The sequence below is a fragment of the Gorillibacterium sp. CAU 1737 genome, assembly GCF_039888655.1.
GTDB lineage: Bacteria > Bacillota > Bacilli > Paenibacillales > NBRC-103111 > Gorillibacterium.
In genome coordinates this window covers 45835-70248 of record NZ_JBDQQO010000016.1, presented here as the reverse complement: position 1 = coordinate 70248, position 24414 = coordinate 45835, and the positions used below count along the sequence as shown (strand labels likewise).

The 24414-nt window shown below is 53.6% G+C and carries 36 protein-coding genes and 1 rRNA gene; 2 read left to right on the top strand and 35 right to left on the bottom strand.

Features of this window, described 5'->3' with window-relative positions; translation table 11 throughout:
- The 3 genes from AAFN83_RS21665 to AAFN83_RS21655 form a co-directional block, all read right to left on the bottom strand.
- Positions 1 to 105, bottom strand: a 16S ribosomal RNA gene (locus AAFN83_RS21665); the annotation flags it as partial.
- Between the two features lie 360 nt (positions 106 to 465).
- Positions 466 to 684, bottom strand: coding sequence for a hypothetical protein (locus AAFN83_RS21660; RefSeq protein WP_347773284.1), 219 nt, complete (start codon positions 682 to 684; stop codon positions 466 to 468).
- A 90-nt stretch (positions 685 to 774) separates the two neighbouring features.
- A complete protein-coding gene (locus tag AAFN83_RS21655) occupies positions 775 to 1380 on the bottom strand; it encodes a stage II sporulation protein M (protein ID WP_347773282.1) in 606 nt (201 codons plus the stop codon).
- Positions 1381 to 1561: 181 nt separating this feature from the next.
- On the opposite strand from AAFN83_RS21655, the gene pdaB reads away from it, so the two are divergent.
- On the top strand, positions 1562 to 2383 hold the full coding sequence (gene pdaB, locus AAFN83_RS21650; protein ID WP_347773280.1) for a polysaccharide deacetylase family sporulation protein PdaB: 822 nt from the start codon (positions 1562 to 1564) through the stop codon (positions 2381 to 2383).
- A gap of 191 nt (positions 2384 to 2574) precedes the next feature.
- Positions 2575 to 3264, top strand: a complete 690-nt coding sequence (gene gerD / locus AAFN83_RS21645; protein ID WP_347773278.1) for a spore germination lipoprotein GerD — start codon at positions 2575 to 2577, stop codon at positions 3262 to 3264.
- Between the two features lie 96 nt (positions 3265 to 3360).
- Here gerD and AAFN83_RS21640 read toward each other — a convergent pair whose 3' ends face one another.
- The 32 genes from AAFN83_RS21640 to rplN form a co-directional block, all read right to left on the bottom strand.
- Entirely contained in the window at positions 3361 to 4455 is a 1095-nt protein-coding gene (locus tag AAFN83_RS21640; protein ID WP_347773276.1) for a P-loop NTPase, read from the bottom strand.
- A gap of 164 nt (positions 4456 to 4619) precedes the next feature.
- Entirely contained in the window at positions 4620 to 5393 is a 774-nt protein-coding gene (cwlD, locus tag AAFN83_RS21635) for an N-acetylmuramoyl-L-alanine amidase CwlD (protein ID WP_347773274.1), read from the bottom strand.
- Between the two features lie 97 nt (positions 5394 to 5490).
- The gene (gene sat / locus AAFN83_RS21630) at positions 5491 to 6693 is read right to left on the bottom strand and encodes a sulfate adenylyltransferase (RefSeq protein ID WP_347773272.1); all 1203 of its coding nucleotides are present in this window, start codon (positions 6691 to 6693) and stop codon (positions 5491 to 5493) included.
- 33 nt (positions 6694 to 6726) lie between these two features.
- Positions 6727 to 7419 carry a phosphoadenylyl-sulfate reductase gene (locus tag AAFN83_RS21625; protein WP_347773270.1) on the bottom strand — a complete coding sequence of 231 codons (693 nt, stop codon included), beginning with the start codon at positions 7417 to 7419 and terminating at the stop codon, positions 6727 to 6729.
- 174 nt (positions 7420 to 7593) lie between these two features.
- On the bottom strand, positions 7594 to 7764 hold the full coding sequence (locus tag AAFN83_RS21620) for a hypothetical protein (RefSeq protein ID WP_347773268.1): 171 nt from the start codon (positions 7762 to 7764) through the stop codon (positions 7594 to 7596).
- Between the two features lie 114 nt (positions 7765 to 7878).
- Complete coding sequence (locus AAFN83_RS21615; RefSeq protein WP_347773266.1) at positions 7879 to 8187, bottom strand: YciI family protein; 309 nt, start codon at positions 8185 to 8187, stop codon at positions 7879 to 7881.
- 64 nt (positions 8188 to 8251) lie between these two features.
- Entirely contained in the window at positions 8252 to 9376 is a 1125-nt protein-coding gene (locus AAFN83_RS21610) for a GerAB/ArcD/ProY family transporter (RefSeq protein WP_347773264.1), read from the bottom strand.
- A 30-nt stretch (positions 9377 to 9406) separates the two neighbouring features.
- On the bottom strand, positions 9407 to 10642 hold the full coding sequence (locus tag AAFN83_RS21605) for a Ger(x)C family spore germination protein (RefSeq protein ID WP_347773262.1): 1236 nt from the start codon (positions 10640 to 10642) through the stop codon (positions 9407 to 9409).
- A 21-nt stretch (positions 10643 to 10663) separates the two neighbouring features.
- Entirely contained in the window at positions 10664 to 12247 is a 1584-nt protein-coding gene (locus tag AAFN83_RS21600; RefSeq protein ID WP_347773260.1) for a spore germination protein, read from the bottom strand.
- Positions 12248 to 12402: 155 nt separating this feature from the next.
- Positions 12403 to 12795, bottom strand: a complete 393-nt coding sequence (gene rpsI, locus AAFN83_RS21595; RefSeq protein WP_347773258.1) for a 30S ribosomal protein S9 — start codon at positions 12793 to 12795, stop codon at positions 12403 to 12405.
- A gap of 18 nt (positions 12796 to 12813) precedes the next feature.
- Positions 12814 to 13251, bottom strand: coding sequence for a 50S ribosomal protein L13 (rplM, locus tag AAFN83_RS21590; RefSeq protein ID WP_347773256.1), 438 nt, complete (start codon positions 13249 to 13251; stop codon positions 12814 to 12816).
- Between the two features lie 121 nt (positions 13252 to 13372).
- Positions 13373 to 14173 carry a tRNA pseudouridine(38-40) synthase TruA gene (truA, locus tag AAFN83_RS21585; protein WP_347773254.1) on the bottom strand — a complete coding sequence of 267 codons (801 nt, stop codon included), beginning with the start codon at positions 14171 to 14173 and terminating at the stop codon, positions 13373 to 13375.
- A gap of 167 nt (positions 14174 to 14340) precedes the next feature.
- A complete protein-coding gene (gene rplQ, locus AAFN83_RS21580; protein WP_347773252.1) occupies positions 14341 to 14703 on the bottom strand; it encodes a 50S ribosomal protein L17 in 363 nt (120 codons plus the stop codon).
- Between the two features lie 24 nt (positions 14704 to 14727).
- Positions 14728 to 15672 (bottom strand): DNA-directed RNA polymerase subunit alpha, encoded by a 945-nt coding sequence (locus tag AAFN83_RS21575; protein ID WP_058300219.1) that lies wholly within the window; start codon positions 15670 to 15672, stop codon positions 14728 to 14730.
- 127 nt (positions 15673 to 15799) lie between these two features.
- Entirely contained in the window at positions 15800 to 16198 is a 399-nt protein-coding gene (gene rpsK, locus AAFN83_RS21570; protein WP_058300218.1) for a 30S ribosomal protein S11, read from the bottom strand.
- An 18-nt stretch (positions 16199 to 16216) separates the two neighbouring features.
- Positions 16217 to 16585, bottom strand: coding sequence for a 30S ribosomal protein S13 (gene rpsM / locus AAFN83_RS21565; protein WP_347773249.1), 369 nt, complete (start codon positions 16583 to 16585; stop codon positions 16217 to 16219).
- 19 nt (positions 16586 to 16604) lie between these two features.
- The gene (gene rpmJ / locus AAFN83_RS21560; RefSeq protein WP_023388342.1) at positions 16605 to 16718 is read right to left on the bottom strand and encodes a 50S ribosomal protein L36; all 114 of its coding nucleotides are present in this window, start codon (positions 16716 to 16718) and stop codon (positions 16605 to 16607) included.
- A 156-nt stretch (positions 16719 to 16874) separates the two neighbouring features.
- On the bottom strand, positions 16875 to 17093 hold the full coding sequence (gene infA / locus AAFN83_RS21555) for a translation initiation factor IF-1 (RefSeq protein ID WP_023558720.1): 219 nt from the start codon (positions 17091 to 17093) through the stop codon (positions 16875 to 16877).
- A gap of 2 nt (positions 17094 to 17095) precedes the next feature.
- Positions 17096 to 17401 carry a KOW domain-containing RNA-binding protein gene (locus tag AAFN83_RS21550; RefSeq protein ID WP_347773246.1) on the bottom strand — a complete coding sequence of 102 codons (306 nt, stop codon included), beginning with the start codon at positions 17399 to 17401 and terminating at the stop codon, positions 17096 to 17098.
- A 5-nt stretch (positions 17402 to 17406) separates the two neighbouring features.
- Positions 17407 to 18156, bottom strand: coding sequence for a type I methionyl aminopeptidase (gene map, locus AAFN83_RS21545; RefSeq protein ID WP_347773244.1), 750 nt, complete (start codon positions 18154 to 18156; stop codon positions 17407 to 17409).
- The gene (locus AAFN83_RS21540) at positions 18153 to 18806 is read right to left on the bottom strand and encodes an adenylate kinase (protein WP_347773242.1); all 654 of its coding nucleotides are present in this window, start codon (positions 18804 to 18806) and stop codon (positions 18153 to 18155) included. Before AAFN83_RS21540 ends, map begins: the two co-directional genes overlap by 4 nt.
- A 45-nt stretch (positions 18807 to 18851) precedes the next feature.
- Entirely contained in the window at positions 18852 to 20168 is a 1317-nt protein-coding gene (gene secY / locus AAFN83_RS21535) for a preprotein translocase subunit SecY (protein ID WP_347773240.1), read from the bottom strand.
- Complete coding sequence (rplO, locus tag AAFN83_RS21530; RefSeq protein WP_347773238.1) at positions 20168 to 20608, bottom strand: 50S ribosomal protein L15; 441 nt, start codon at positions 20606 to 20608, stop codon at positions 20168 to 20170. The genes secY and rplO overlap by 1 nt, the downstream gene beginning before the upstream one ends.
- Positions 20609 to 20669: 61 nt before the next feature.
- Complete coding sequence (gene rpmD, locus AAFN83_RS21525; protein ID WP_058300211.1) at positions 20670 to 20858, bottom strand: 50S ribosomal protein L30; 189 nt, start codon at positions 20856 to 20858, stop codon at positions 20670 to 20672.
- Between the two features lie 12 nt (positions 20859 to 20870).
- Entirely contained in the window at positions 20871 to 21368 is a 498-nt protein-coding gene (gene rpsE, locus AAFN83_RS21520; protein ID WP_058300210.1) for a 30S ribosomal protein S5, read from the bottom strand.
- Positions 21369 to 21397: 29 nt separating this feature from the next.
- Positions 21398 to 21763 (bottom strand): 50S ribosomal protein L18, encoded by a 366-nt coding sequence (rplR, locus tag AAFN83_RS21515; RefSeq protein ID WP_347773235.1) that lies wholly within the window; start codon positions 21761 to 21763, stop codon positions 21398 to 21400.
- A 76-nt stretch (positions 21764 to 21839) separates the two neighbouring features.
- Complete coding sequence (gene rplF, locus AAFN83_RS21510; protein ID WP_347773233.1) at positions 21840 to 22382, bottom strand: 50S ribosomal protein L6; 543 nt, start codon at positions 22380 to 22382, stop codon at positions 21840 to 21842.
- Positions 22383 to 22413: 31 nt separating this feature from the next.
- Positions 22414 to 22812, bottom strand: coding sequence for a 30S ribosomal protein S8 (gene rpsH, locus AAFN83_RS21505; RefSeq protein WP_347773231.1), 399 nt, complete (start codon positions 22810 to 22812; stop codon positions 22414 to 22416).
- A gap of 31 nt (positions 22813 to 22843) precedes the next feature.
- On the bottom strand, positions 22844 to 23029 hold the full coding sequence (locus AAFN83_RS21500) for a type Z 30S ribosomal protein S14 (protein WP_082651657.1): 186 nt from the start codon (positions 23027 to 23029) through the stop codon (positions 22844 to 22846).
- Between the two features lie 25 nt (positions 23030 to 23054).
- Entirely contained in the window at positions 23055 to 23597 is a 543-nt protein-coding gene (rplE, locus tag AAFN83_RS21495; protein WP_347773228.1) for a 50S ribosomal protein L5, read from the bottom strand.
- A 29-nt stretch (positions 23598 to 23626) separates the two neighbouring features.
- Positions 23627 to 23980 carry a 50S ribosomal protein L24 gene (gene rplX / locus AAFN83_RS21490; RefSeq protein WP_347773226.1) on the bottom strand — a complete coding sequence of 118 codons (354 nt, stop codon included), beginning with the start codon at positions 23978 to 23980 and terminating at the stop codon, positions 23627 to 23629.
- Positions 23981 to 24021: 41 nt separating this feature from the next.
- On the bottom strand, positions 24022 to 24390 hold the full coding sequence (rplN, locus tag AAFN83_RS21485; protein ID WP_347773224.1) for a 50S ribosomal protein L14: 369 nt from the start codon (positions 24388 to 24390) through the stop codon (positions 24022 to 24024).
- Positions 24391 to 24414 lie beyond the last annotated feature (24 nt).

The window sequence follows — 24414 nt, the reverse complement described above, 5'->3', positions numbered from 1 at the left end:
GCTAAGCTTATCCTCATCCGAAGAATCAGATAAACTCCGCTCGACTTGCATGTATTAGGCACGCCGCCAGCGTTCGTCCTGAGCCAGGATCAAACTCTCCATAAAAGTTTATAGATCGTTTCACTTAAGCTCATTCATCAACACTTGCGTGTTTGTTTGTGCGTCTTTCGAACCAAAGTTCGAATTCTGCGTCCTTACCACTCGTTGTTCAGTTTTCAAAGGGCATGCATCGCGTTTTTCTTCGCTCTCAAATTCGAGTTTGAATCAAGCGGCGACTCTTATATATTACCACGTTTCCGTTCAGCTTTGCAAGTACTTTTTTTGAAGTCTTTTGCATCGTCTGAAGCTCGAAGCCGTGTTTTGCGTCTTTCTTAGCGGCTCGGCCGTCTCGAAAGGGCGAGAATTAATGTACCATACGCCTTCTATTTCGTCAAGCATTCTGAATAACTTTTTTCCGAAGACGGGTTAAGAGCGAATTTTGCTGCGTGCGTAGCGGGATATTTCTTGAGGGGAAGCTAGCCGTGCATACATGCGAAAGACCACTTTGTATCGCCCTTCTACAGCGGTGCGGATATCCCGGTTCAACTGATCGTCCTTCAGATCGTATGCCATCTCATCCAATTCCTTGCGAAGCATGTATTCGAGCTCCCGACATTCTCTCTCATTAAATAAAAAACCGAGCATAAACCGACTGTCCCCTTCCGACCGAATGATCAAACTCGTCTCAAAGGCATGTCTTATAGTTATGCTCAAGTCTGTTTGCTTTTATGAGTGTCAGGCTGGAAAAATCCACGGAGAAACGAATACCTCCAGTCCCGCCGCGACTAGCAGCAGCAGGAGAAGAAGCCCCATCAAGGGAAAGAGCATACGGAAATAGGCGAGAAACCCTGCTTTGACTCTTGCACGCCCCTTCGGACTCGGCAGGCTGATCAATCCGTCAAGAAGCAAGAAGCCAAAACGGATCCCATAAGCGGAAGCAAGAATAATCGCGGTCCACTCGAAGAGGCCATTGGGGAGAATCGACAGCACATAGGTGCCGAGCGTACCTTGACTTGCCTCTTGAACCCCCATGTAGCCCACAACCATGCCGTTTAAAATCAGGAAGTACACGGGCAGGAGCCCAAAGAACGCTCCGCCGTACAGAGCGAATAGCAGCGCCGAGGCGTTATTGAGCATCAGCATGCTGAACAGCCCCCAATCATAGTTAGGCCAGTGTCCAGCAGCTTCCGTGAGGTCCCCCATCTCGGCCAGGGTCGACTGCATGACTCCTTGAAACAAATTCATGGATCCAAGAACAACGCCAAGTAAAAAAATAAGCGCGGATACCACGATGTACTTGCGCATTCCTCTTAAGTGCTGAACAAGCGGTTGAAGCCTCACGACCACTTCGCTTCCCTTCTCGGTCTATCTTCTGGATCTATTTTGCGGATCTATCTTCTCGATTCTATAACTCGGCCCCTGTAACGATCCAGCAAGACAAGCGGTCTGAACGCCTCCGTACAAGCATATACTGCTATCAACAAGGCGCACCGCCCGCCGCACTCAGGAGGTCGATCCGATCATGAATGGTTTCTATGTATGGAACGGCAAAAAGATCAAACGCGTGCTGGTCATCGCCGTCGCCTTATTGTTTGGTGCCGGTATCATCTATGCGGAAAAGGAGAACTTGACGGTATTCGCACAAAAACAGCCGCTCGCCGTCTACAGTGTCAACACGAACGACAAGGTCGTTGCCCTCACCTTCGACATCAGTTGGGGTGACAAGCTGCCCTCTCCCATCATTCAAACGTTGAAGGACAAAGGAGTGGAGGAAGCAACATTCTTCCTGTCCTCCCCCTGGGCCAAAAGCCATCCTAAGGTTGTCGATCAACTCATCAAGAACGGCTTCGAGATCGGGAGCCACGGGCACAAGCATTTGAATTACAGCACCCTGTCGGATGATGAAATCCGCAACCAAATCCAGACAGCACATGCGATCCTATCCGATGTCACCAAAAAGCAGCCGGAGCTCCTTCGTCTCCCCAATGGAGACTTTGACAAGCGCGTTCTCCGAATTGCGGATGAGCTTGGGTACACCGTCGTGCAATGGGATACCGATGCGCAAGACTGGATGGACAAAAGCGCCCAAGCCATTGTGGATCGGGTGACAAGCCGCGCGCATCCGGGAGACATCGTTTTGCTTCATGCGAGCGACTCCGCCAAAAACAACCTGGAAGCTCTTCCTGCCATCATCGATCAACTGCGTGCCAAAGGGTATACCTTCGTCAACGTATCGAGCCTCATCCATCAGGCTGGATTAAAGCAGGAGCCGGTTCAAGATCAAGGAACGGGGCCGAAGCCTTCTGCCTCCCCCTCGCCAAGCGCCAAACCGACAGCAAGATAAGGGGTTGCGCCATCTGACAAAAAGTCGAATCGCTTGCTCCGTGTCTCAGGCGGGGCAGGCGTTTTTTTTGCCAGCTTATTCATGCTCATTGTACCAACGATCCCCGAAAAAAGCGACTCTTCCCGCTGATAATCCCCTCAACTCCGCAAATACTATCGGTACAGCATTCGGAAGAAAGGAGACCGTCCGTGATGAAGGGAATGACCGCAAAAGCCACAGCCGCCATGCTTGCTCTCATGCTTACGACCGCCTGCGGCGCCCCTGCCCAGTCGTCCAGCGATGAAGGGACGAGCTACAAGGACACAAAGACAATGGTTCTGGATATCTTGAAGAGCGAAGAAGCGATGAAGCAGCTCCAGCAATCCTCCGGCAAGAGCTCAAGCTTCCGTCTGCTCGCCTCCGAGCAGGGCGGGCAGATCCAGGAGACGGTCAAGAACGTCCTGACCGGCTCTGAAGGCGTGAAGCTCATCGAAGAAACCTTTACGGACCCGGCATTTGCTGCTGATTTTGCCAAGGCATTGCAAGAGCAGAACACCCAGATTCAAAAAGACCTTATGAAGGACCCGCAGTATCAAAAGGAACTCATCCAGTTGATGAAGGACCCCGAATACACCAAGATCGTGGAAAACGTTCTAAAGGGCCAGCAATTTCGATTGACGATGATGACCGTGGTCAAGGAATCCCTGTCCTCGCCGTTATTCCAGGCTGAGCTGGTCAAGCTGATGGGGGAAGCCATCGAAATGCAGACAAAACCAAAAAGCAGCGAACAGTTGAAAGCAACAGACGAGCAGAAAAAGGGAAGCTCCGGAGGCGAAGGACAAGGAAGCGGCGGAGACGAGAACAACCAGCAAGGACAAGGACAGGGTGGCTCGAGCAGTTAATCGGCGATGCAAACAAACAGGACCGTACCCCTTTCTGTGGGGACGGTCCTATTGGCGTTCGCCTAGGCAAGGAGGGGCGATTATTTTCTTACTGACTTAACCGATTATGGCTGCAACTCGTTCCGCCAGAGCGAGATAGAGACGGCCGATTTCACTGTCTGCGGGATAAACCGACGGGGAATAATCGGGGTCACCAGGCGACAAATCGGGTTGGCCCAACGGAATTTGAGCAAGCAGCTCGGCATTCAGCTCCTCGGCAAGCTTGGCTCCTCCCCCCCGTCCAAACACGTACTCGGTTTCACCGTGCCGATTGACGAGGTATGCCATATTTTCAACGACGCCGACGATTTCGTGATCGGTTCGAAGCGCCATGGCTCCCGCCCTAGCGGCGACAAAAGCAGCTGTCGCATGCGGCGTTGTGACGATGAGTTCCTGGCAGCCTGGAAGCATCTGGTGAACATCAAGTGCGATGTCCCCCGTCCCCGGAGGGAGATCAAGGAGCAGATAGTCAAGCTCTCCCCACTCCACTTCACGGAAGAAACTCTGCAGCATTTTTCCCAGCATGGGGCCGCGCCATATTACGGGTGCATTCTCCTCCACGAAGAAGCCCATGGACATGACTTTCACGCCAAACCGCTCTGCTGGATGAAGCTTGTCTCCATGCGGGGTGGGGCCTTGTTCGATTCCCATCATGTCGGGCACGCTGAAGCCGTAGATATCCGCATCGATCAAGCCAACGCGGTACCCCAATCGGGCGAGCGCTACCGCTACGTTGACGGTGACGGTCGATTTGCCGACTCCGCCCTTCCCGCTGGCAATGGCCAGAAAACGCGTTTGGGAGCCGGAAGCAAAAAGGGAGCCTTCTGCCTCGCGCCCAACAGGGGCAACGCTCTCTTCCTTCGGCTTACCACTTCCCCCTTGCAGGCGCTGTACAATGGCATCTCGCTCATAGTCTGTCATCGGCCGAAAGCGAATATGCGGCGCGTGGACCCCTATCGAGCGCAGAGCCTCCTCCAGTTCCTGCCGATACAGCGATGTATCGGCATTGGGATCAGCAAGCACATAGGTCAAGGCCACCTGATCCTCTCGGATCATGATGTCTCGGATCAATCCCAATTCCACGGCAGACCGATGAAATCCGCCATCATAAAAACCAGAAAGCACGTCCAGTATCTGTTCCTTCGTTACCATATGGAGCACCTCAGTCGGGCAAAATTAGGTTGGCATGCATCCCATTTCTTTCTTACCCAGTATACCATAGGGTTGCGGAAGCGCTTATTCGATCATAGAAGAACCAAGAAGAAAATGAGAGAACCCCCTTGCAAGCGAGGGGAACGATTCGATCGGATTAGGAGCTAAAGCTCAGGTAGAGCCGATGCCGGAGCCTTCTCGCCGGACAGGTAACGGAGGATTCCTTGGTACACCGTAGCGGCAAGCTTTTGCTGATATGAGGGCTGGCTTAGATTTCTCGCTTCCTCCGGATTGCTGAGAAAGCCCAGTTCAACGAGGGCGCTCGGAACCTTCATCATTTTGAGCAGGTACACGGTCTTGTCGACCGGCTTCGCCACCCGATCCGTGTTGGCCAAGTTTTTCCGGATTTCATCTTGAACGAGTGCCGCAAGGGCGGCGTTATCGGGATGATTCTCCGTATAGAAGGCTTGAGCCCCGGACCATCGAGGAGATGGAATGCTGTTCATGTGGATGGTGAGAAACAAGTCGACCTGCCGCGCATTGAGCGCTTGAGCACGGCGAACCAGGTCCTCCGTCTTGCGCTTGCTGTAGCCTTTCGTCCCGCTGTCAGCCAGATCGGTGTCCGTCTCCCGCGTCATGACCACGAGCGCGCCGGCTTCCTGCAAATAATCACGGAGGTACAAGGCCACCGCGAGGTTGACGTCCTTTTCCACCACACCCTCTCGGCTGACGGCACCTCCATCCGGTCCTCCATGCCCCGCATCGATGGCGATCACTTTACCAGACAAGGGAAGGCTCCATTGCGTGGATACGGATTCGGAGGGGAGTCGATAACCAAACACGAGCACCATCATGACGAGCAGCATCAAGGTGACCGACAGCTTGATCCGACCCCGCAGCGTTGTCCAGATGATCACCCGATTGCGAATTCTGCGCATAAAAAAGATCCACCCCATCCCGTAGAGCGTGAGGGAACGTGTAAGGACACGCTCCTGCGTTCATTCTCCACTATATGGGACGAGGTGGACAAATATGCTAAAGAACGGCTTCCCGTACGGATGGAACAGCTTCCGAAGCTTTTTCTGGCTCGCGGATTCCCTCTATCAGCACCTGAGCTACCTCCGGGCGAGTGAATTCGGGAGGCGGGCATTCCCCATCTCGCAGAAGGGCTCGAACCTTGGTTCCGGATAAGGTCAAGTGATGGTTCGAGTCGTGCGGGCATGTTTTGCTTGAAGCCATATTCCCGCAGGTCTTGCAATAAAAGCTATGCTCGAAGAAGAGCGGAGTGATCCCAAGCTCCTCGGGGGTGAAGGATCGAAAGATCTCTTGCGCTTCATACGTTCCATAGTAGTCCCCGACGCCGGCATGATCCCGCCCGACAATGAAATGCGTGCAGCCGTAGTTTTTGCGGACGAGTGCATGGAAGATGGCTTCACGCGGACCGGCATACCGCATGGCCGCCGGAAAGACGCTCAATTGCACGCGGTCCCGCGGATAGTAATGCTTAAGAAGGACAAGGTAGCTCTTCATGCGTACATCTGCTGGAATATCGTCCGCTTTTGTCTCCCCTACGAGCGGGTTTAAGAACAGGCCGTCCACGATCTCGAGTGCGCTCTTCTGGATGTATTCATGGGCCCGATGCACGGGGTTTCGGGTTTGAAAGCCCACGATCGTCTTCCATCCCCGTTCCTCAAACAAGCTGCGAGTCTCCTCGGGGTCCTGATAAAAGGCCGTGAACGCCTCCGGTTTCTTGCGATGGATGACCCAAACGGGCCCCCCCGCATAAAGAGCCGGGCGAGCATAGAGCTTCCTCACTCCTGGATGTGCCTCGTCGGCTGTTCGGAAGACTTTCTGCGCCTCCTCCTGAACCGCTCCGCGGTACAGACTGCGCAGTTCAAGAATGGCATAGAGGACTCCATCCTCCGCCCCAACCAGGGCCACACGGTCACCCAGCGCCAGCCCTTCCGCCTCCGATTCTTCCAGAGGAAGCGTGATCGGTAGGCTCCAGACTGTACCGTTCGCCAGTCTCATCCGATCGACCACAGAGCGATAGTCCGCCTCTTCCATGAAGCCGATGAGAGGCGAGAACCCTCCTACTGCGATGAGATCCAGATCCGAGATTGTCCAGCGATCGATCCGAATAGCGGGAAGCGACATTGCCTCCCGAAGCAGTTCTTCTCTTTCTAGTCCCTGTACCAGTCGATGAACCAACCGGCCCCCATGAGCTTGTATGGCCACTCCTGTCCCTCCATCCTTGTGCCGTGCTGTCGGCTATTTGTGCAGACCGCATTCGGTTTTCTCGAAGCCCGACCAACGCCCTGCTCTCGGGTCTTCGCCATTCCGAACGGGCCGCGTGCATTTCTCGCAGCCGATGCTGGGATAATCCCGATCATGGAGACGGTTGTAGGGCAGATCGTGCTCCCGGATATAGTCCCAAACCTTGTCTGAGCTCCAATCCGCCAGCGGATTGAACTTCACCAGACCGAATTTGCTGTCGTATTCCACCTTTCGGGCGTTCGCCCGAGTCGGCGCCTGATCGCGGCGAATCCCGGTAATCCAAGCCTCGTACCGGCTAAGGATATCCGAAAGCGGGTTCACCTTGCGCAGCTGGCAGCAGGTATTCGGATCGGAGCTCCACAGCTCCTCTCCATAGAGCTCCGCCTGCTCCGCCAAGGTTACGCGCGGCAGAACTTGAAGGAGGGTCTTCGCGTAATGCTGCTCCAGCCGGTCGCGTGTCTCATACGTCTCCGCGAAGTGGAGACCCGTGTCGAGGTAGAACACATCGGCATCCGGCTTCACTCGGTGGAGCAGATCGACCAGAACGAGGTCCTCCGCACCGAAGCTGCATGCCAGCACGAGACGGGGGAATTGCTCAACCGCAGCCTGAAGCACATCGAGGGCAGTCTGCTCTTCCAAGGCAAGCGATGCTTCCCCGATCCATCGTTCCTTTTCCAACAGGTTCATGTAGATCCTCCCATTTCACTCTTTTCTTATATGATTTAACGCTTTACTCTATTATAGGGTTATGGCATTGTTTGTCAATTCATCTAAGAACTCTTTTTTATGCATGAAAAAGCCCTGCAGCGTGTGCCGCAGGACTGCTTATGTTTGGATCTGGATCGCGACCAGACGATCCTCCTACTCGATGGTGGGCTTCTTCATGATGGCTCCGTCCAACATGCATTCCCATTGCTCCAGGATCGCCCAATCGCTGTCTTCCCCATTGTCTTCCTCTGTGACGAACCCGTAATGCGAGCGAAGCGTTTTCACAAGTTCAGACCGGCCCATTTCGTTGAAGTTTTGCTCCATTGTTGAACCACCCCCGATCGCTTAGCCGTATTCTCACTAGCAGTATATGTAAGATACAGCCTGGCCAAACGGGGTTCTGCCCGCCAATTATGATCAAATTGGAACAATTTGCGTTCAGCTTGGACCTAACAGGTGATGATTTTCCTCACAGGATAATTCCCAGGTGCGAAGCTCATACGACTCCGTTCCGGAAGCCACAAACGGATCGCGTTTGGCGATCTCCTCCGCTTCCTCTCGCGTTTCGGTCTTCACAATAACCATCCCGCCCTTGTAATCAAGAAACGGCCCGCAGAGGACCAGTTTGCCTGCTTGATCCAGCTCGCGAAGATGGGCAACGTGCGCCTGAATCAAATCCTCGGTAAAAGCCTTGCCTTCGTTCATGTTCAGCAAAATGACGTAACGCGTGTAGGCATCCGTCTCCATTGCTTCCCCCTCCTCTTCCCTCGTCTTTTCCCAAGTCTACCATATTCATGTAGTCACAGGAAGCTTAGGTCGAGTCGGCGGGCGAATGGTTCCTCGTGCGCGGCCCCTTTTTCTTTCGACGCAGGAGCATCACCCCAAAGAGCAGCAGAGGGAGCGCGAGCTGAAAGATGGGAAAGACATAGGTGACCAACACTTCTAGGCCAAGGTTGACGAACGAGGTAAACGCGGCAGGGAAAAAGGCTGCGGTATAGATAGCGATTCCCCCCGGTAGAATCCAAAGCCCTCTGCTCTTGCCGGTCATTCGCTCCAAGCCCGTCAGCGCTCCCATGAAAAAGAGGCAGAGCTTTGTCCCCAGCCCCAAAAACAAGATCATCACAAAAAGCGCGTCAAAGCGCTGGATCAGTTGGGACACCCGAATCAACTGTACGACCTGAAGAATGGGATAGGTGCTGTTCGATGCAAGTGCAGGGCCTAATACAAGGACGCTGATCTCATTCAAGCAGACCAGAAAGATGGACGTTCCGATGTACCACCCTACCATCGCCTTGATCAGCCTTGAGCGAGGCTGTGCCAGAGGAAAATACACGAGAAAGAGCACAGACTGACAAAAGGGAAACGACATCAGCTCCGGAATCGCAGTATCCCAGACCGGTTTGATGCCGTGTTCCAGAACGGGGAACAAAAACTCCAGTTTGACCAAGTCGGTTGAAAGCAGCAGGGCAATCAGGATCAGGAAACCGAATAAAATGACAGGAAATAAACTGACTATGACCAGAATGAGATTTTCCGTGCCGTATCGCACCGAATTCATGATGACCAGAGTGACGATGGCCATAATCAGATAGAGAGGGGTCTGGTTCAGAACGGTTAGTGCCGTCAAATCCCCGAAATCCCGGAGGTTTCTTGCAGCTTCTAAAATAAAGTACCCCATGAACATCAACCCGATCAGAGTACCCAGCACCTTTCCAAAATAGTGCAGAAGCAGCTCAAACAGATCCTTTTCCGGGTCGAGGCGGTGAATAACCAAATACAGCAGAAAGAAGGGCAGACTAGCAGCCGCCCCAATCAGCATGGACAGCCAGGCATCCCTCCCCGCTTTCGCTCCCAACAGGAACAGCGAGCTGCTGCCGATTTCGAAGAGAAACAGACCAATGGCCAGATAGGATACCCGAATAGGAACACCCTTCACTTCCATTCCCCCTCTGATCAACTGGTTCGATTAATGTTCCTGCAGCAAACTCTTTGTCGATTTTGTCACGAGGCCCGGCCGTACGATGGTTGTCTTTACTTGAACATCCGCATTCATGCGGCCGAATTCCTCCGGCCAGTTCTCCTTGATCCGCGGCCAGTCCTTCGGATACTTGCGGTGGATGAGATCGGCGAACCCGACAAGGTCCATCCTTTCGTGTTGGATGAAGCCCAAGGTTTGTTCAATATCCCTCTTGATCCTGTTGGCGATCTGCTTTTCCATCTCCCGAATGGCCTTCATTTTCGAAATGTCGATGGGCTCTGTCACTTCGGTCAGCACCAGCTTGGCCTTGACTTGAATGTGCACGCCGAAGCCGCTCCCCTTCTTATGGGGAACAAGCTTGGTGGAAGCCTGAATAATGCGAGCGGAGGAATCGTTGAGCTTATCGTCGCTCTGCGAACTTGTGGGAAATGAGATAACCGCGTTGCGAAGGTTTCCTTTAATCCAGGCTACTCCAACCGCTTGCTCCAGGGTCATCCACCTCACCATTCGATCGTCTTGAAATACCGCCAGCTTGGTTAACTTCAGCTTGCTGGAAGGAGAGGTTTTCTTGTAAATGTCTTGGGTGGTTAGGTTGTCCGATTCCCCTGTTTCATTCATGGAGGACAATCCGATGACAGGCATCACCTGGTAATGAGTATCCGAGCTCAAGTGAAGAGCGAAGTCATGGACGGTGACCTCCGGCAATTTGGACGTGTTTCGGGTTTGCTGGCGGATAATATCGGCGATGCTGACTCCCGGAATTTTTTCCGGCGGAAGGAGATCCCTCAGGATGGATGCCGCACGGCCCTCTGTGACGAGAAGCTGAACGGTCTCTCGCGCTTCCGGTTGCCGCAAATAAACATCGAGAATTTGACTGATCCCTTGTCTAGCGACCTCCTCGCTGATCACGGCCGTATTGTTATGCGCCACAAACAAGTGCCGAGGATATTCAAGGTTGCTCATGTTGTTTGCCTCTAACACCGTCTTCCCCTTGGTTGTGTAGACGTGAACCGCCGGCTGGGAAGAGCCCCCCGTCATGCCTGCTCCGGAGGACATTGCCGATGGGACGACAACCTGATAGGTGATGGCCCAGGTTCTCTCTTCGCGATCAAAGCCGGTTGCTGTGGCAATCCCCAGATCATTTAATTCCGTGCGATTCCAGCACCCGCTGAGCAACAAAGCAATAGCTGCCCATATGACAATCCCCTTCCTAGGCTGCCTCATCCCCCCTCCTCCTTTCTTACGTCAGCTCGGCCTGTCGTCTGATTTGCTGCTCTCTTCGGACTGGCGCTTTGGGTTGCGCTTGGCCGTTGTAATGGGACGTCGATTCATCCGATTCCATGGGGCACGGACAAAAAAGTCCCGGAAAGCCGATCCGTCGAAGGGTGCCAGAGGCGTCATGTACGGGATGCCAAAGCTGCGCAGAGCGATCATGTGAACGAGAACGGGGATGGCACCCGCCAATATTCCGAAGAGCCCCAACGTACCCCCTAGCAGCATAAAAACAAACCGAAGAAGTCGAATGGCCGCTGACAAGTTTATGGCAGGGATAACGAAGTTAGAGATCGCTGTGAACGAGACCACGATGACCATGGCTGCAGACACGAGCCCCGCCTGAACCGCCGCTTGGCCGAGCACAAGAGCTCCGACGATGGAGATGGCTGGTCCGATGGCGCGCGGCATGCGGACGCCAGCCTCCCGGATGATTTCAAACGTCAATTCCATCAGCAACGCCTCGATCAAGGCCGGGAGTGGCGTACCCTCCCGTTGGGCCGTAAGGCTGATGAGAAGCGTGGTCGGCAGCATTTCCTGATGGAAGGTGGTGATGGCGATAAAGAGCGATGGCAGGAATGTGGCGACGAGAAAGGAAAACAGACGGACGAACCGGAGAAACGACGAGATGTCAAAGCTCTGATAGTAATCTTCGCTCGAATAGAGAAACTGAAAAAAGGTTGCAGGGGTAAGCAATACAAACGGAGTGCCGTCTACAAAGACAGCGACATTCCCCTCCAGAATGGAAGCCGCAACTGTATCGGGTCGTTCGGTATTGAGAATAGTCGGAAACGGCGTATACCCCCGTTCACGCAAAAAATCCTCAATATAACCGCTTTCCAGTACGCTGTCGATATCAATGGCACGCAATCGCGAAATGATCTCCCCCACAATCTCTGGTTTCGCGATCCCTTCCAGATAAACCGTTGCGACTTCCGTCTTGGTCAATCTTCCAATGGTATGGGTCTCCACCCTCATGTCCAGCGACTTCACCTTACGCCGAACTAAAGCGATGTTGGTGCCGATGCTTTCCGTAAAGCCTTCCTTCGGGCCGCGGATAACCGTTTGGGAGGTTGGCTCCTCCACCGACCTTTGTGCACCGCCTTGAAGGGCGACGGATACCGCTCCGTTCATCCCCTCGATCAGCAGGATCACCTTGCCCTTCAAGATGTCGTTCTGCACATCTTGAAGGGTCACGGGGTGGTCGACGGTACCGAACGGCAGACGTTCTTCCATTTGGCTCAGCACATCCGACCGTGTTCTCTGAACCCGGGTCAAACGGATCGTTTCCTTGATCAACACGGCCAGGAGCTGCTGATCTGACATCCCGAGCAGATAGGCCACCGCTAGGGTGCCTTCCTCCCCCGCCTCGCGACAGATAAAATCTGAGCTTTGGCCGAGGCTGTCTTGTAAAATCTGTATCTTGTCAGCAAGCGTTGAGCCAAGCTCTAGCTGGGGACAGTCCTCTGCTGATTTCGAGCTCTCTTTCTCCTCACCGGATGCGGAGCTACTGGGTGACTTGTTCGACCTTGCCCTCTTGAAAAGATGCGCCCTCATCCAGAATCCCCCTAATGGACGGTTACCGATAAGCTTCCATCTTTATCCGATTCTTATTCGTCCCTCTTGCGAGCAGGCTTGAATCAGAAGGCCGTGCTAGACCAAAATAAAAAGCCTCTGGCCATAATGGCCAGAGGCTTGATCCCAACGGGATATTAGCGTTTCGAGAACTGAGGAGCACGACGAGCGGCTTTGAGGCCGTATTTCTTCCGTTCCTTCATCCGCGGGTCGCGGGTCAGGAAACCGGCTTTCTTCAAGGAACCACGGAATTCCGGGTCAGCCTTGAGAAGAGCACGGGAAATGCCGTGACGGATCGCGCCGGCTTGGCCGGACATCCCGCCGCCGTTTGCGATAACCAGAACGTCGTATTTCGACACGGTTTCGGTCAAGTTCAGCGGTTGCTTGACGATCAGCTTCAACGTTTCCAGGCCGAAATATTCGTCCAGGTCCCGCTTATTGATTACGATGCGTCCTTCACCCGGTACAAGGCGTACACGCGCTACCGAATGTTTGCGACGACCGGTTCCATAGTATTGCACTTGTGCCATGAAACTGTCCTCCCTTTATTATCCGCGAAGTTCCCAGACTTCAGGATTTTGTGCTTGATGCGGATGCTCAGATCCAGCATACACTTTAAGCTTCGTTTTCAGGCTGTCTCCGAGACGATTCTTCGGAAGCATGCCATGAATGGCGAGTTCGATCATACGCTCCGGCTTGTTGTTCAACATTTCTTGAGCGGAAGTCACTTTCAAACCGCCCGGATAAAGAGAGTGGCGGTAGTACATTTTCTTTTGAAGTTTCTTGCCCGTCAGTACAACCTTATCGGCATTGATGACGATGACGAAATCCCCAGTATCCACGTGCGGAGTAAACTCCGGCTTGTGCTTGCCGCGGATGATGCTCGCTGCTTCACTAGCCATACGCCCCAAGGTTTTGCCCTCTGCATCAATAACGTACCATTTGCGCTCAACTTCGTTCGGTTTCGCCATGTATGTGGTACTCATTTGCGTATCCTCCTAAACTTCGATAAAGACCCGGCAACGGGCCCTTGCGGTTCGTAAAGATTGAGCGGTAATTCCAACTCGGGGCCGTGGGAAGCCAGTCGAAACACCAACAATAATCTTACTATACGTCCGACTTATAATCAAGCCCTGATTGAAAAGAATTATACTCCACCGACCACAGCATCAAGCCGTGGGGAACCGCAGTCGGGCCGGCGAGCGCGCGATCTTTTCCGGCAAGAATGCGCGGAATGTCCTGCGGGCTGCGTTTGCCCTCTCCTACTTCCATCACCGTGCCCGCGATAATTCGCACCATGTTGTACAGGAAGCCGTTACCGGTCACTTCCAAGTGGATCACACCTGCGTCGCTATCTTCCAGATCGGCATAGGACTCCGTAAGCAGCCGTGTGGAATACAGGGTGCGTACGTGTGACTCAACCGATGCCCGCGTCGAGCAGAACGAGGTAAAGTCATGCTCGCCTGTGAGGGCCTCCAGGGCCTCTCTCATGGGCTCTATCGCAAGCTTATGGGGATGATGAAAGCGTGTATTGTAATGAAACACATCATGGAATTTGGAGCGTTGGATCGAGTAGCGGTACGTCTTCCGCTTGGCGGAACGCCTCGCGTGAAAATCAACCGATACCTCTCTCCCGCTATAGACCACAATGTCTTTCGGCAGGCGGGAGTTGAGAGCCAGGCACCAGCGTTCAACCGGAATCCGAGATTCCGTGAAGAAGTTGATCACTTGCCCGCGAGCATGAACCCCGGCATCGGTACGGCCGGAGCTGATAACCTTCAGCTCTTCCCCAGTCAGGTGACGGATCGCGGCTTCAAGCTTGTCCTGAACGGTATTCCCGTCTGGCTGCGTCTGAAAGCCGTTATAAGCCGTCCCGTCATAGCTCACCACCATCGCGATATTCGGCATGTTGATCTCTCCCGGTCGGAGATAAACGGGTACGGCGCCGGAAGGCGCCGCTCGCTTATCCTGGCGTGATCCCCTTAAGAGGACACGCATAAGATTCGGATAGAGGAACAAAAAAAAGGGCTTCAGCAGAATCCGGAGGATTCTGTCCACCCTTTCCCGTTATACGACTAAGCGCGATCTACCAGTTCCAGATAAACCATAGGAGCTGCATCGCCGCGGCGAGGTCCCAGCTTCAGGATCCGGGTGTATCCGCCTTGCCGCTCGGAATAGCGAGGAGCCAGTTCCGTGAACAGCTTTTGAATCGCATCTTGATCGCCAGCAGACTCGCGGCGAACGAAGGCAGCGACTTGACGGCGAGCATGCAGATCCCCGCGTTTTGCCAAGGTGATCAGCTTCTCGGCGATGGAACGAACTTCTTTCGCTTTCGCTTCCGTCGTCTGAATGCGCTCGTAAATGAACAGATCGGTGACCAGGTCACGGAACAATGCTTTCCGTGCGCTCGAGTCACGACCCAACTTTTGATATGCCATGAGGTTCCCTCCTCCTGTACGTGATTATTCTTCGCTGCGAAGGCTGAGTCCGAGCTCGTCGAGCTTCTCTTGTACTTCCTCCAGAGACTTGCGTCCCAGGTTGCGCACCTTCATCATGTCTTCTTCGGTCTTGGTGATCAATTCCTGAACGGTGTTGATCCCAGCCCGCTTCAGACAGTTGTAGGAGCGAACAGAAAGGTCGAGCTCTTCGATGGTCATTTCGAGGACTTTTTCCTTCTTGTCCTCTTCCTTTTCCACCATGATCTCGGCATCCTTCGCTTCGTCGGTCAGCCCGACGAACAGATAAAGATGCTCGGTGAGGATTTTGGCGCCGAGACTTACCGCTTCTTCCGGACGAATGCTCCCGTCGGTCCAAACTTCCAGCGTGAGCTTGTCATAGTTGGTCACTTGACCGACCCGGGTGTTCTCCACGGTGTAGTTGACGCGCGTAATGGGCGTGTAAATCGAATCGATCGGGATTACGCCAATCGGCTGGTCATCCCGCTTGTTCTTGTCCGCCTGCACGTAACCGCGGCCCCTGTTTGCATGAATTCTCATGTGGACACGGGCGTCCGGGGAAAGCGTTGCGATATGAAGGTCCGGATTCAGGATTTCTACGTCGCTGTCGGCGCGGATGTCTCCTGCGGAAACCCGGCCTTCCCCTTCGGCGTCGATCTCAAGAATCTTCTCTTCGTCAGAGTGAATCTTAAGCGACAAGCCTTTGAGGTTAAGGATAATTTCCGTAACGTCTTCCATTACGCCCGGGATCGTCGAGAATTCGTGAAGAACTCCGTCGATCTGCACGGACGAAACAGCAGCACCCGGAAGCGAGGAGAGCAGAATACGGCGCAGGGAGTTCCCCAGCGTGGTTCCGTAGCCCCGCTCAAGCGGTTCTACTACGAACTTGCCGTAGTTGCCTTCCTCGTTTACGGTTACGGTCTCTATTTTCGGCTTTTCGATTTCTATCATGAAACTGAACCCTCCTTCGAAACGTCGTTTCCTCGGGATTACTAACGGATAATAACCTGGTAGTATGGCTATCCTTCTCCAGCTTTAACCAGAGAAGAGATATTTATACTACCGAGCGATCCTTGGGTTACACGCGACGACGTTTCGGCGGGCGGCAGCCATTGTGGGGAATCGGAGTGACGTCCTTGATCAGGTTCACTTCGAGGCCGGCGGCTTGCAAAGAGCGGATAGCTGCTTCACGACCTGAGCCGGGTCCCTTGACCATCACTTCAACAGATTTCATACCATGTTCCATTGCAGCCTTGGCTGCAGACTCCGCTGCCATTTGAGCGGCGAACGGCGTGCTCTTCCGCGAGCCCTTGAAGCCCATGTTGCCGGAGCTGGCCCAGGAAATTGCATTTCCGTGCGGGTCGGTGATGGTCACGATGGTGTTGTTGAACGTAGAACGAATGTGTGCTACGCCGGATTCAATATTCTTCCGGTCGCGACGTTTCGTACGAGCAATTTTTGCTTTCGGTTTAGCCATTAGTGGTTTCCCCCCTTTTTATTTCTTCTTATTCGCTACGGTACGACGAGGACCCTTACGCGTACGGGCGTTGGTCTTCGTGCGTTGCCCACGAACGGGCAGGCCGCGGCGGTGGCGAACTCCGCGATAGCAACCGATTTCGACCAGACGCTTGATGTTCAGCGAGATCTCACGGCGCAGGTCGCCTTCCACCTTCAGGTTCTTGTCGATTGCGTCACGCAGACGGCTGACTTCGTCTTCCGTCAGGTCGCGCACGCGGGTATCCGGATTTACTTCCGTAATAGCAAGAATCTTTTGCGACGTGGTTTTGCCGATCCCGAAAATGTAAGTCAGGGCAATTTCCACACGTTTGTCACGGGGCAAGTCTACTCCAGCAATACGAGCCATTCTAGGCTACACCTCCTTGTTATCCTTGTTTTTGTTTGTGTTTCGGGTTTTCACAGATGACCATGACATTGCCTTTGCGCTTGATGACTTTGCATTTTTCGCAAATCGGCTTGACCGAAGGTCTGACTTTCATGGTTATGCCTCCTCTTCAAGCATTTCGGCGCAGCTTCTCCTGCGGGAAAGCTTTTTCGTGGTTGACGGCAAGCTTCCCTAGGCGGGAAAAGCCGTGTAGTCGGCCGCCGATAAGAGCGGCTATCTGTTCTTCCTTACGGAAGGGATTCGATGCAACTTATTTGTAACGATAGGTAATCCGACCGCGGGTCAGGTCGTAAGGCGACAGCTCCACGGTGACCTTATCACCCGGCAGAATGCGGATGAAGTGCATCCGAATCTTCCCGGAGACATGGGCCAGGATCTTGTGCCCGTTCTCAAGCTCGACGCGGAACATGGCGTTCGGCAAAGGCTCGATAACCGTACCTTCTACTTCAATGACATCGTCTTTGGCCACTTTCATTCTCCTCTCTCATGCGCTTCACGCTGCTGTTCAACTCTGTTCCGATAGGAGTGAAGAGCGAACCTCAGCTTTCCATTGGTCACACGTCCCGTTTCGCTCATGCTGTCCTGAACTTCCCGGCTTACTTCATCCAGTAATTCGAGGTGCAGCATGTTCTTTTTCTTCGGCTGGTCAAACTTGCGTTTGTCTCCATCCGCTATCCAGACGAACCGGGCATCTTCCACACCGATGATGACCGCATACTGCTCTTGGCCGCGGCCTCGTCGAATTTTCACGAGCTGGCCGATCTCAGCCTTCGCCATAGCAGTCACCCGACCTTCGTCAGGATCTCGTAACCATTCGCCGTGATGGCGATGGTGTGCTCGAAGTGAGCACAGAGAGATCCATCCACGGTTACCACCGTCCAATTATCCGCGAGCGTCTTTACATAGCGCTCGCCTGCGTTCACCATCGGCTCGATGGCCAACACCATTCCGGGCTTCAGCCGCGGTCCCCGATCGGCAGGGCCGAAATTCGGGATCTGCGGTTCCTCGTGCAGCTTCGTACCGACTCCGTGTCCAACGTATTCGCGGACGATGGAGAAACCGGCACTCTCCGCATAGGTCTGAATCGCATGGGAGATGCTGAACAGCCGCGCGTCCGGCTTCGCTTCCGCGAGACCGGCAAACAAGGAGCCCTCCGTCACCTCGAGAAGCCGTTTGGCTTCAGGAGAGATGACGCCTACCGGGTAGGTCCAGGCGGAATCGCCATGGTAGCCCTTGTACTGCGCACCGATATCGATGCTGATGATGTCGCCTTCCTGGAGCGTTCGGTCGCCGGGGAAGCCGTGTACCAATTCATTGTTGACGGAAGCGCAGATGCTGGCAGGAAAACCGTTATAGCCTTTGAATGAAGGTACTGCTCCCTGACTTCGGATATACTCCTCTGCGATCCGGTCAAGCTCCCGGGTGGTGACACCCGGTTTCACCGCATCGGCCATGAGACGATGAGTCTCTGCCACAATACGGCCTGCTTGGCGCATCCATTCAAGCTCCGCCTCGGTTTTGCAGATAATCATTCGGCCTGCCCCCGCAGAATCGAATGAATCTCTTCCGTGACGGCGTCGATGTCCTGCTCTCCGTTCAACTGCCGCAGCTTGCCCTTCGCCTGATAGTAGTCGAGGAGAGGAGCGGTCTTGTTGATGTACTCATCAAGACGAGTGCCCACCTTCTCTTCTGTATCGTCCGAGCGTTGGTACAATTCACCGCTGCATTTGTCGCAGACACCCTCCTTCGCAGGAGGGTTGAACAGAACATGATAAGTCGCTCCGCACGAGCGGCAAATTCTGCGTCCGGTCAACCGGGCAAGTAGTTGACTCCGATCGACGTGAAGGTCGATCACATGGTCGATCTGTTTGCCGAGTTCGGCCAGAATGCCGTCGAGCGCCTCGGCTTGGGAGATCGTTCGAGGAAAGCCATCCAGGAGAAAACCCGTTTCACAGTCTTTCTCCTGAAGCCTCTCACGGACGATCCCGTTCGTGATCTCATCGGGAACAAGCAACCCTTGATCCACGTAGCGCTTGGCTTCAAGTCCGAGTGCTGTTCCTTGCTTCATGGCCGCCCGGAACGCGTCTCCGGTCGAGATGTGCGGGATGTGATAGGCGTTCACGATCCGCTCCGCCTGCGTTCCTTTACCCGCTCCCGGGGGGCCCATAAATAAGATGTTCACGTTTTGCCACCTCCCCGTGGGTGTTTGGCAAGTACCGGGCCTGCATTATTTGTTGATAAAGCCTTTGTAATGGCGTTTGATCAGTTGGCTTTCGATCGTCTTCATCGTCTCGAGGGCAACCCCGATCAAGATGAGGAGCGAAGTACCGCCGATCTTCAGGCTAGCCGGCAAGCCGACAAGATCCGTAAAGATCAGAGGAAGGACCGAAATGAGCGCCAGGAAGAGTGCTCCAGCCAGAGTCAGTCTCGTCATGACACGGGTCAGGTAGACTTCCGTGGTCTTGCCGGGACGAATCCCTGGGATGTAGCCCCCGTTCTTCTTCATGTTTTCCGCCATTTGCTGCGGGTTCATTTGAACGAACGTGTAGAAGAACGTAAATCCGATGATCAGGAGGACATACAGCGTGATGCCGATTCCTGCCGGTTCTTGGATGGTGATGTTATGCTGGATCCACTTGGCCCAAGCCTTGTCGCTCCAGAACTGGGCGATGGTCGCCGGGAACATGAGCAGGGAAACCGCGAAGATGACCGGGATAACGCCCGATGCATTGACCTTCATCGGAATGTGCGTGGATTGACCGCCATACATCTTGCGGCCCACAACGCGCTTCGCATATTGAACCGGAATCTTCCGTACGCCTTGTTGGACGTAGATGACTCCAGCCACAATTGCGATGACCACGATGATCAGCACGATGAACTTGATGATGTTCAGGAACAGCTTGTCGCCTGCATCGATGAACATCTGTTGGACCAGTTGACGCAGCCCAGTCGGGACAGCCGCTACGATACCGGCAAAGATCAGGATCGAGATCCCGTTCCCAATTCCCTTCTCGGTGATTTGTTCACCGAGCCACATAAGAAACGCCGTACCTGCAGTGAGGACGAGCGCGATCAAAGCATAGGTGGAGAACTTCGGGTCGATGACGATGCTGCCAGCGCCGGTGCGGATCAAGTTGTTAAACGAGATTGCCGTACCAAAGCCTTGGATCAAGCCCAGGACAATGGTACCGTACCGGGTGATCTGAGCAAGCTTCTTCTTTCCGCTCTCGCCTTCCTTGGCCCATTCCGCGAACTTCGGAATGACATCCATGGAAAGGAGCTGAACGATAATCGACGATGTGATGTAAGGCATAATCCCCATCGCGAAGATGGAGAAGCGGAACAGCGCTCCGCCAGAAAAGGTGTTCATCAAGCCGAATACACTGCTGCCCTGCTCATCGAGGGCCTTCAGTGCATCCGAGTTGATGTTGGGGCTAGGGATGAAGTTCCCGATCCGGTAGACAATCAAACAGAGAAGTGTAAAAAGGATCTTTTTGCGGAGATCTTCTACCTTCAAAATGTTGGACAATGTTTTGAACATTAGATCACCTCGGATTGACCGCCGGCAGCTTGGATTTTTTCCACTGCGGAAGCAGAGAACTTATTCGCTTTGACCGTCAGCTTTACGGTCAATTCGCCATTGCCCAGAACCTTGATACCGTCTTTCGGGTTTTTCACAAGACCGGTTTCCAGCAGGAGTTCCGGTGTAACAACCGTATCCGCTTCGAACGCGTTAAGGTCAGCCAAGTTGATTACGGCATATTCCACACGGTTGATGTTCTTGAAGCCGCGCTTCGGAAGACGACGGTACAACGGGTTTTGACCACCCTCGAATCCAGGGCGAACACCACCGCCGGAACGAGCTTTTTGACCTTTGTGACCTTTACCCGAAGTTTTACCGGTACCGCTACCGATACCGCGTCCGATACGCTTGCTCACATGGGTCGATCCCGCAGCCGGGGAAAGTTCATGGATTTTCATCGCTCAAGCACCTCCTTGTTTGTCTTTTCTATAGCAGCCTGACACAGGCCTTTGATGCGAGTTACGCTTCTACTTCAACAACGTCAACCAAGTGCTTCACTTGATTTACCATTCCGCGAATGGCCGGGTTGTCCTGTTGAAGCACCGTTTGGTGCATCTTCGTAAGTCCCAGCGTTTTAACGGTTACACGCTGCTTCTCCGGACGTCCGATCAAGCTGCGCACGAGGGTGATTTGCAGTTGCTTAGCCATGATTACCCCTCCTTAACCCATCAACTCTTCAACGGTTTTGCCGCGAAGCTTGGCAACTTCTTCTGCCCGCTTCAAGCGTTGCAAGCCTTCCAACGTCGCATTAACCATGTTAGTGGAGTTGGAAGAACCGAGGGATTTCGTCAAGATGTCGCCTACACCAGCAAGTTCGAGAACGGCACGAACCGGGCCGCCTGCGATCACACCGGTACCTTCGGAAGCCGGCTTCAGAAGAACGCGACCAGCGCCAAAGCGACCGGTTACCAGGTGAGGAATCGTCGTTCCGACGATCGGCACATGGATCAAGTTTTTCTTGGCATCTTCGATACCCTTCTTGATCGCATCGCCTACTTCGGAAGCTTTGCCGATCCCGGCGCCAACCCAGCCGTTGCCGTCACCGACGACAACCAGTGCGCTGAAGCTGAAGCGACGTCCGCCTTTGACTACTTTCGCAACACGGTTGATGTGTACGGTTTTGTCTTTCAATTCAAGTGTGTTCGGATCTACGCGCAAGTCCTTAACCTCCTTATTGGCAAAATGGATCAGAATTCGAGTCCGGCTTCGCGAGCCGCGTCAGCCAATGCTTGGATGCGTCCGTGGTACAGGTACCCTCCGCGGTCAAACACGACCTTCTCGATTCCGTTTTCTTTGGCACGCTTTGCGATCAGGGTGCCAACTTGTTGAGCTGCATCGACGTTGCCGCCGTTTGCGATCTCTTTCAGTTCTTTATCTTGAGTCGACGCTGCTGCAATGGTCTTGCCGTTTACATCGTCGATGATCTGAGCGTACATGTGCTTGGAAGACCGGTAAACGCTCAAACGAGGACGTTCAACCGTTCCCTGAATTTTCTTGCGCACGCGCAAGTGCCGTTTCAGACGGGCTTCGTTTTTATCGCCTTTGGTGATCATGGGAACACTCACTCCTTTCAGCTTATCTTGGACACGGTCTTTGCCGTATCATGCTGCTGGTTCTAGGATAGCCGGTTTATTTCTTCTTACCGGCTTTACCTTCCTTGCGGATAATGCGTTCGCCTTCATACTTGATCCCTTTGCCTTTGTAAGGCTCAGGTTCACGTACGGAACGGACTTTTGCAGCCGTTGCGCCGACGAGTTCCTTGTCGATACCACGAACGATGATCTTGTTTTGAGCCGGCACTTCGAACTCAATGCCTTCTTCCGGGTTGATTTCAACCGGGTGAGAGTAACCGACGTTCAAGACCAGCTTGTTGCCGCTCTTGTTGGCACGATAGCCGACGCCGACGAGATCGAGGGATTTGCTGAATCCTTCGGTAACTCCACTCACCATATTTGCAACCACGCTCCGGGTCGTTCCGTGCAAGGAACGGTGCAGCTTGTTGTCGGAAGGACGCTCTACGTTGATCACGTTCTCTTCTACGCTGACTTTCATATCTTTATGCAGTTCACGGGACAGGGTACCTTTCGGGCCTTTTACCGTGATCAGCGTGTTGTCGAGGGTTACGGCAACTCCGCTCGGGACTGCAATGGGTTTACGACCAATACGGGACATGTTTACACCTCCATTCGTTCACGTTGGTCAATTACCAAACGTAGCAGAGAACCTCTCCGCCTGCTTTGGATTGACGAGCTTCTTTATCGGTCATGACGCCTTGGGACGTCGAGATGATCGCGATGCCAAGACCGCCCAGAACCCGGGGAATTTCTTGACTTTTCGCATAGACGCGCAGACCCGGCTTGCTGATTCTCTTCAGACCGGTGATAACGCGTTCGTTGTTGGATCCGTATTTCAGGAACAAACGGATAATCCCGTGCTTGTTGTCCTGAACATATTCTGCGTCACGGATGAAGCCTTCCCGTTTCAGAATCTCGGCGATTTCGCGTTTGATCTTGGAAGCGGGGATTTCTACAGTCTCGTGACGAACGATATTGGCATTGCGGATGCGCGTAAGCATATCGGCAATAGGATCAGACATTACCATGTAGCGAACCTCCTTCCCGTAAGCGGGGTGATTACCAGCTGGCTTTTCTTACGCCAGGAATCTGGCCTTTGTATGCTAATTCACGGAAACAAATCCGGCAAATCTTGAATTTGCGCAGGACGGAATGGGGACGCCCGCAGCGTTCGCAACGGGTGTACGCCTGGACCTTGAACTTCGGAGCGCGTTGTTGCTTAATCTTCATCGAAGTTTTTGCCACTGGATTAACACCTCCATAGTAGGAATTACTTTACGAACGGCATGCCGAGCTGGGTAAGCAGCTCACGGGACTCTTCGTCAGACTTTGCAGTCGTAACGATAACGATGTCCATACCGCGGACCTTGTCGACTTTGTCATATTCAATTTCCGGGAAAATCAGTTGTTCCTTCAGACCCAGCGTGTAGTTACCGCGGCCGTCAAAGGCTTTGGAGGATACACCGCGGAAGTCGCGGACGCGGGGAAGAGCAACGTTGAACAATTTGTCCAGGAAGTGGTACATGCGCTCACCGCGCAGCGTAACTTTTACGCCGATCGGCATTCCTTCACGCAGCTTGAAGCCGGCGATGGATTTCTTGGCGCGGGTGATAACTGGTTTTTGACCTGCGATGATTTGCAGATCTTGAAGCGCGGAGTCGAGCACCTTGGAGTTGGCAACTGCTTCGCCGACACCCATGTTGATGACCACTTTTTCCAGCTTCGGTACTTGCATAACCGTTTTATAATCGAACTTCTGCATCAGAGCAGGAGTGATTTCGTTTAAGTAACGATCTTTCAATCTTGCAGCCATGTTACATGTTCCTCCTTTCCAGCTTTTTCTTAGTCGATGACTTCTCCGGAGCGCTTAGCTACGCGGACTTTGTCACCGTTGTCGAGCACTTTGTAACCTACGCGAGTAGGCTTGCCGCTCTTCGGATCAATCAGCATGACGTTCGATACGTGGATCGGAGCTTCTTGGCTGATGATTCCGCCTTGCGGGTTCTGTTGGGAAGGCTTGGCGTGCTTCTTCACCAGGTTAACACCCTCAACCAGAACACGGTTTTCACGGGGATAAGCGGCGAGAACGCGGCCTTTTTTGCCTTTATCTTTACCGGTAATCACAACTACCGTGTCTTCTTTTTTGACGTGAAGCTTGTTGCTGTGAGATTCCAGCTTCTTCTTTGCTTTCGGCATCTTCAGTTACACCTCCTAATGGCGGATAAAAGGTCCCTGTCTTAGATAACTTCCGGCGCCAGGGAGACGATCTTCATGTAGTCGCGGTCGCGGAGCTCACGGGCAACCGGCCCGAAGATCCGGGTTCCGCGGGGGCTCTTGTCGTCCTTGATGACAACCGCTGCGTTTTCGTCGAAGGAAATGTAGGATCCGTCTTTACGGCGAGCACCGAACTTGGTGCGGACGATAACGGCCTTCACGACATCACCCTTCTTGACAACGCCGCCTGGTGTTGCTTCTTTGACGGAGCAGATAATCGTATCACCGATATGTCCTACGCGACGACCGGTTCCGCCCAGCACGCGAATGCACATCAGTTGCTTAGCGCCCGAGTTGTCGGCGACATTCAAACGGGATAAAGGTTGAATCATGGGGATACCCTCCTTTCGGCTTCA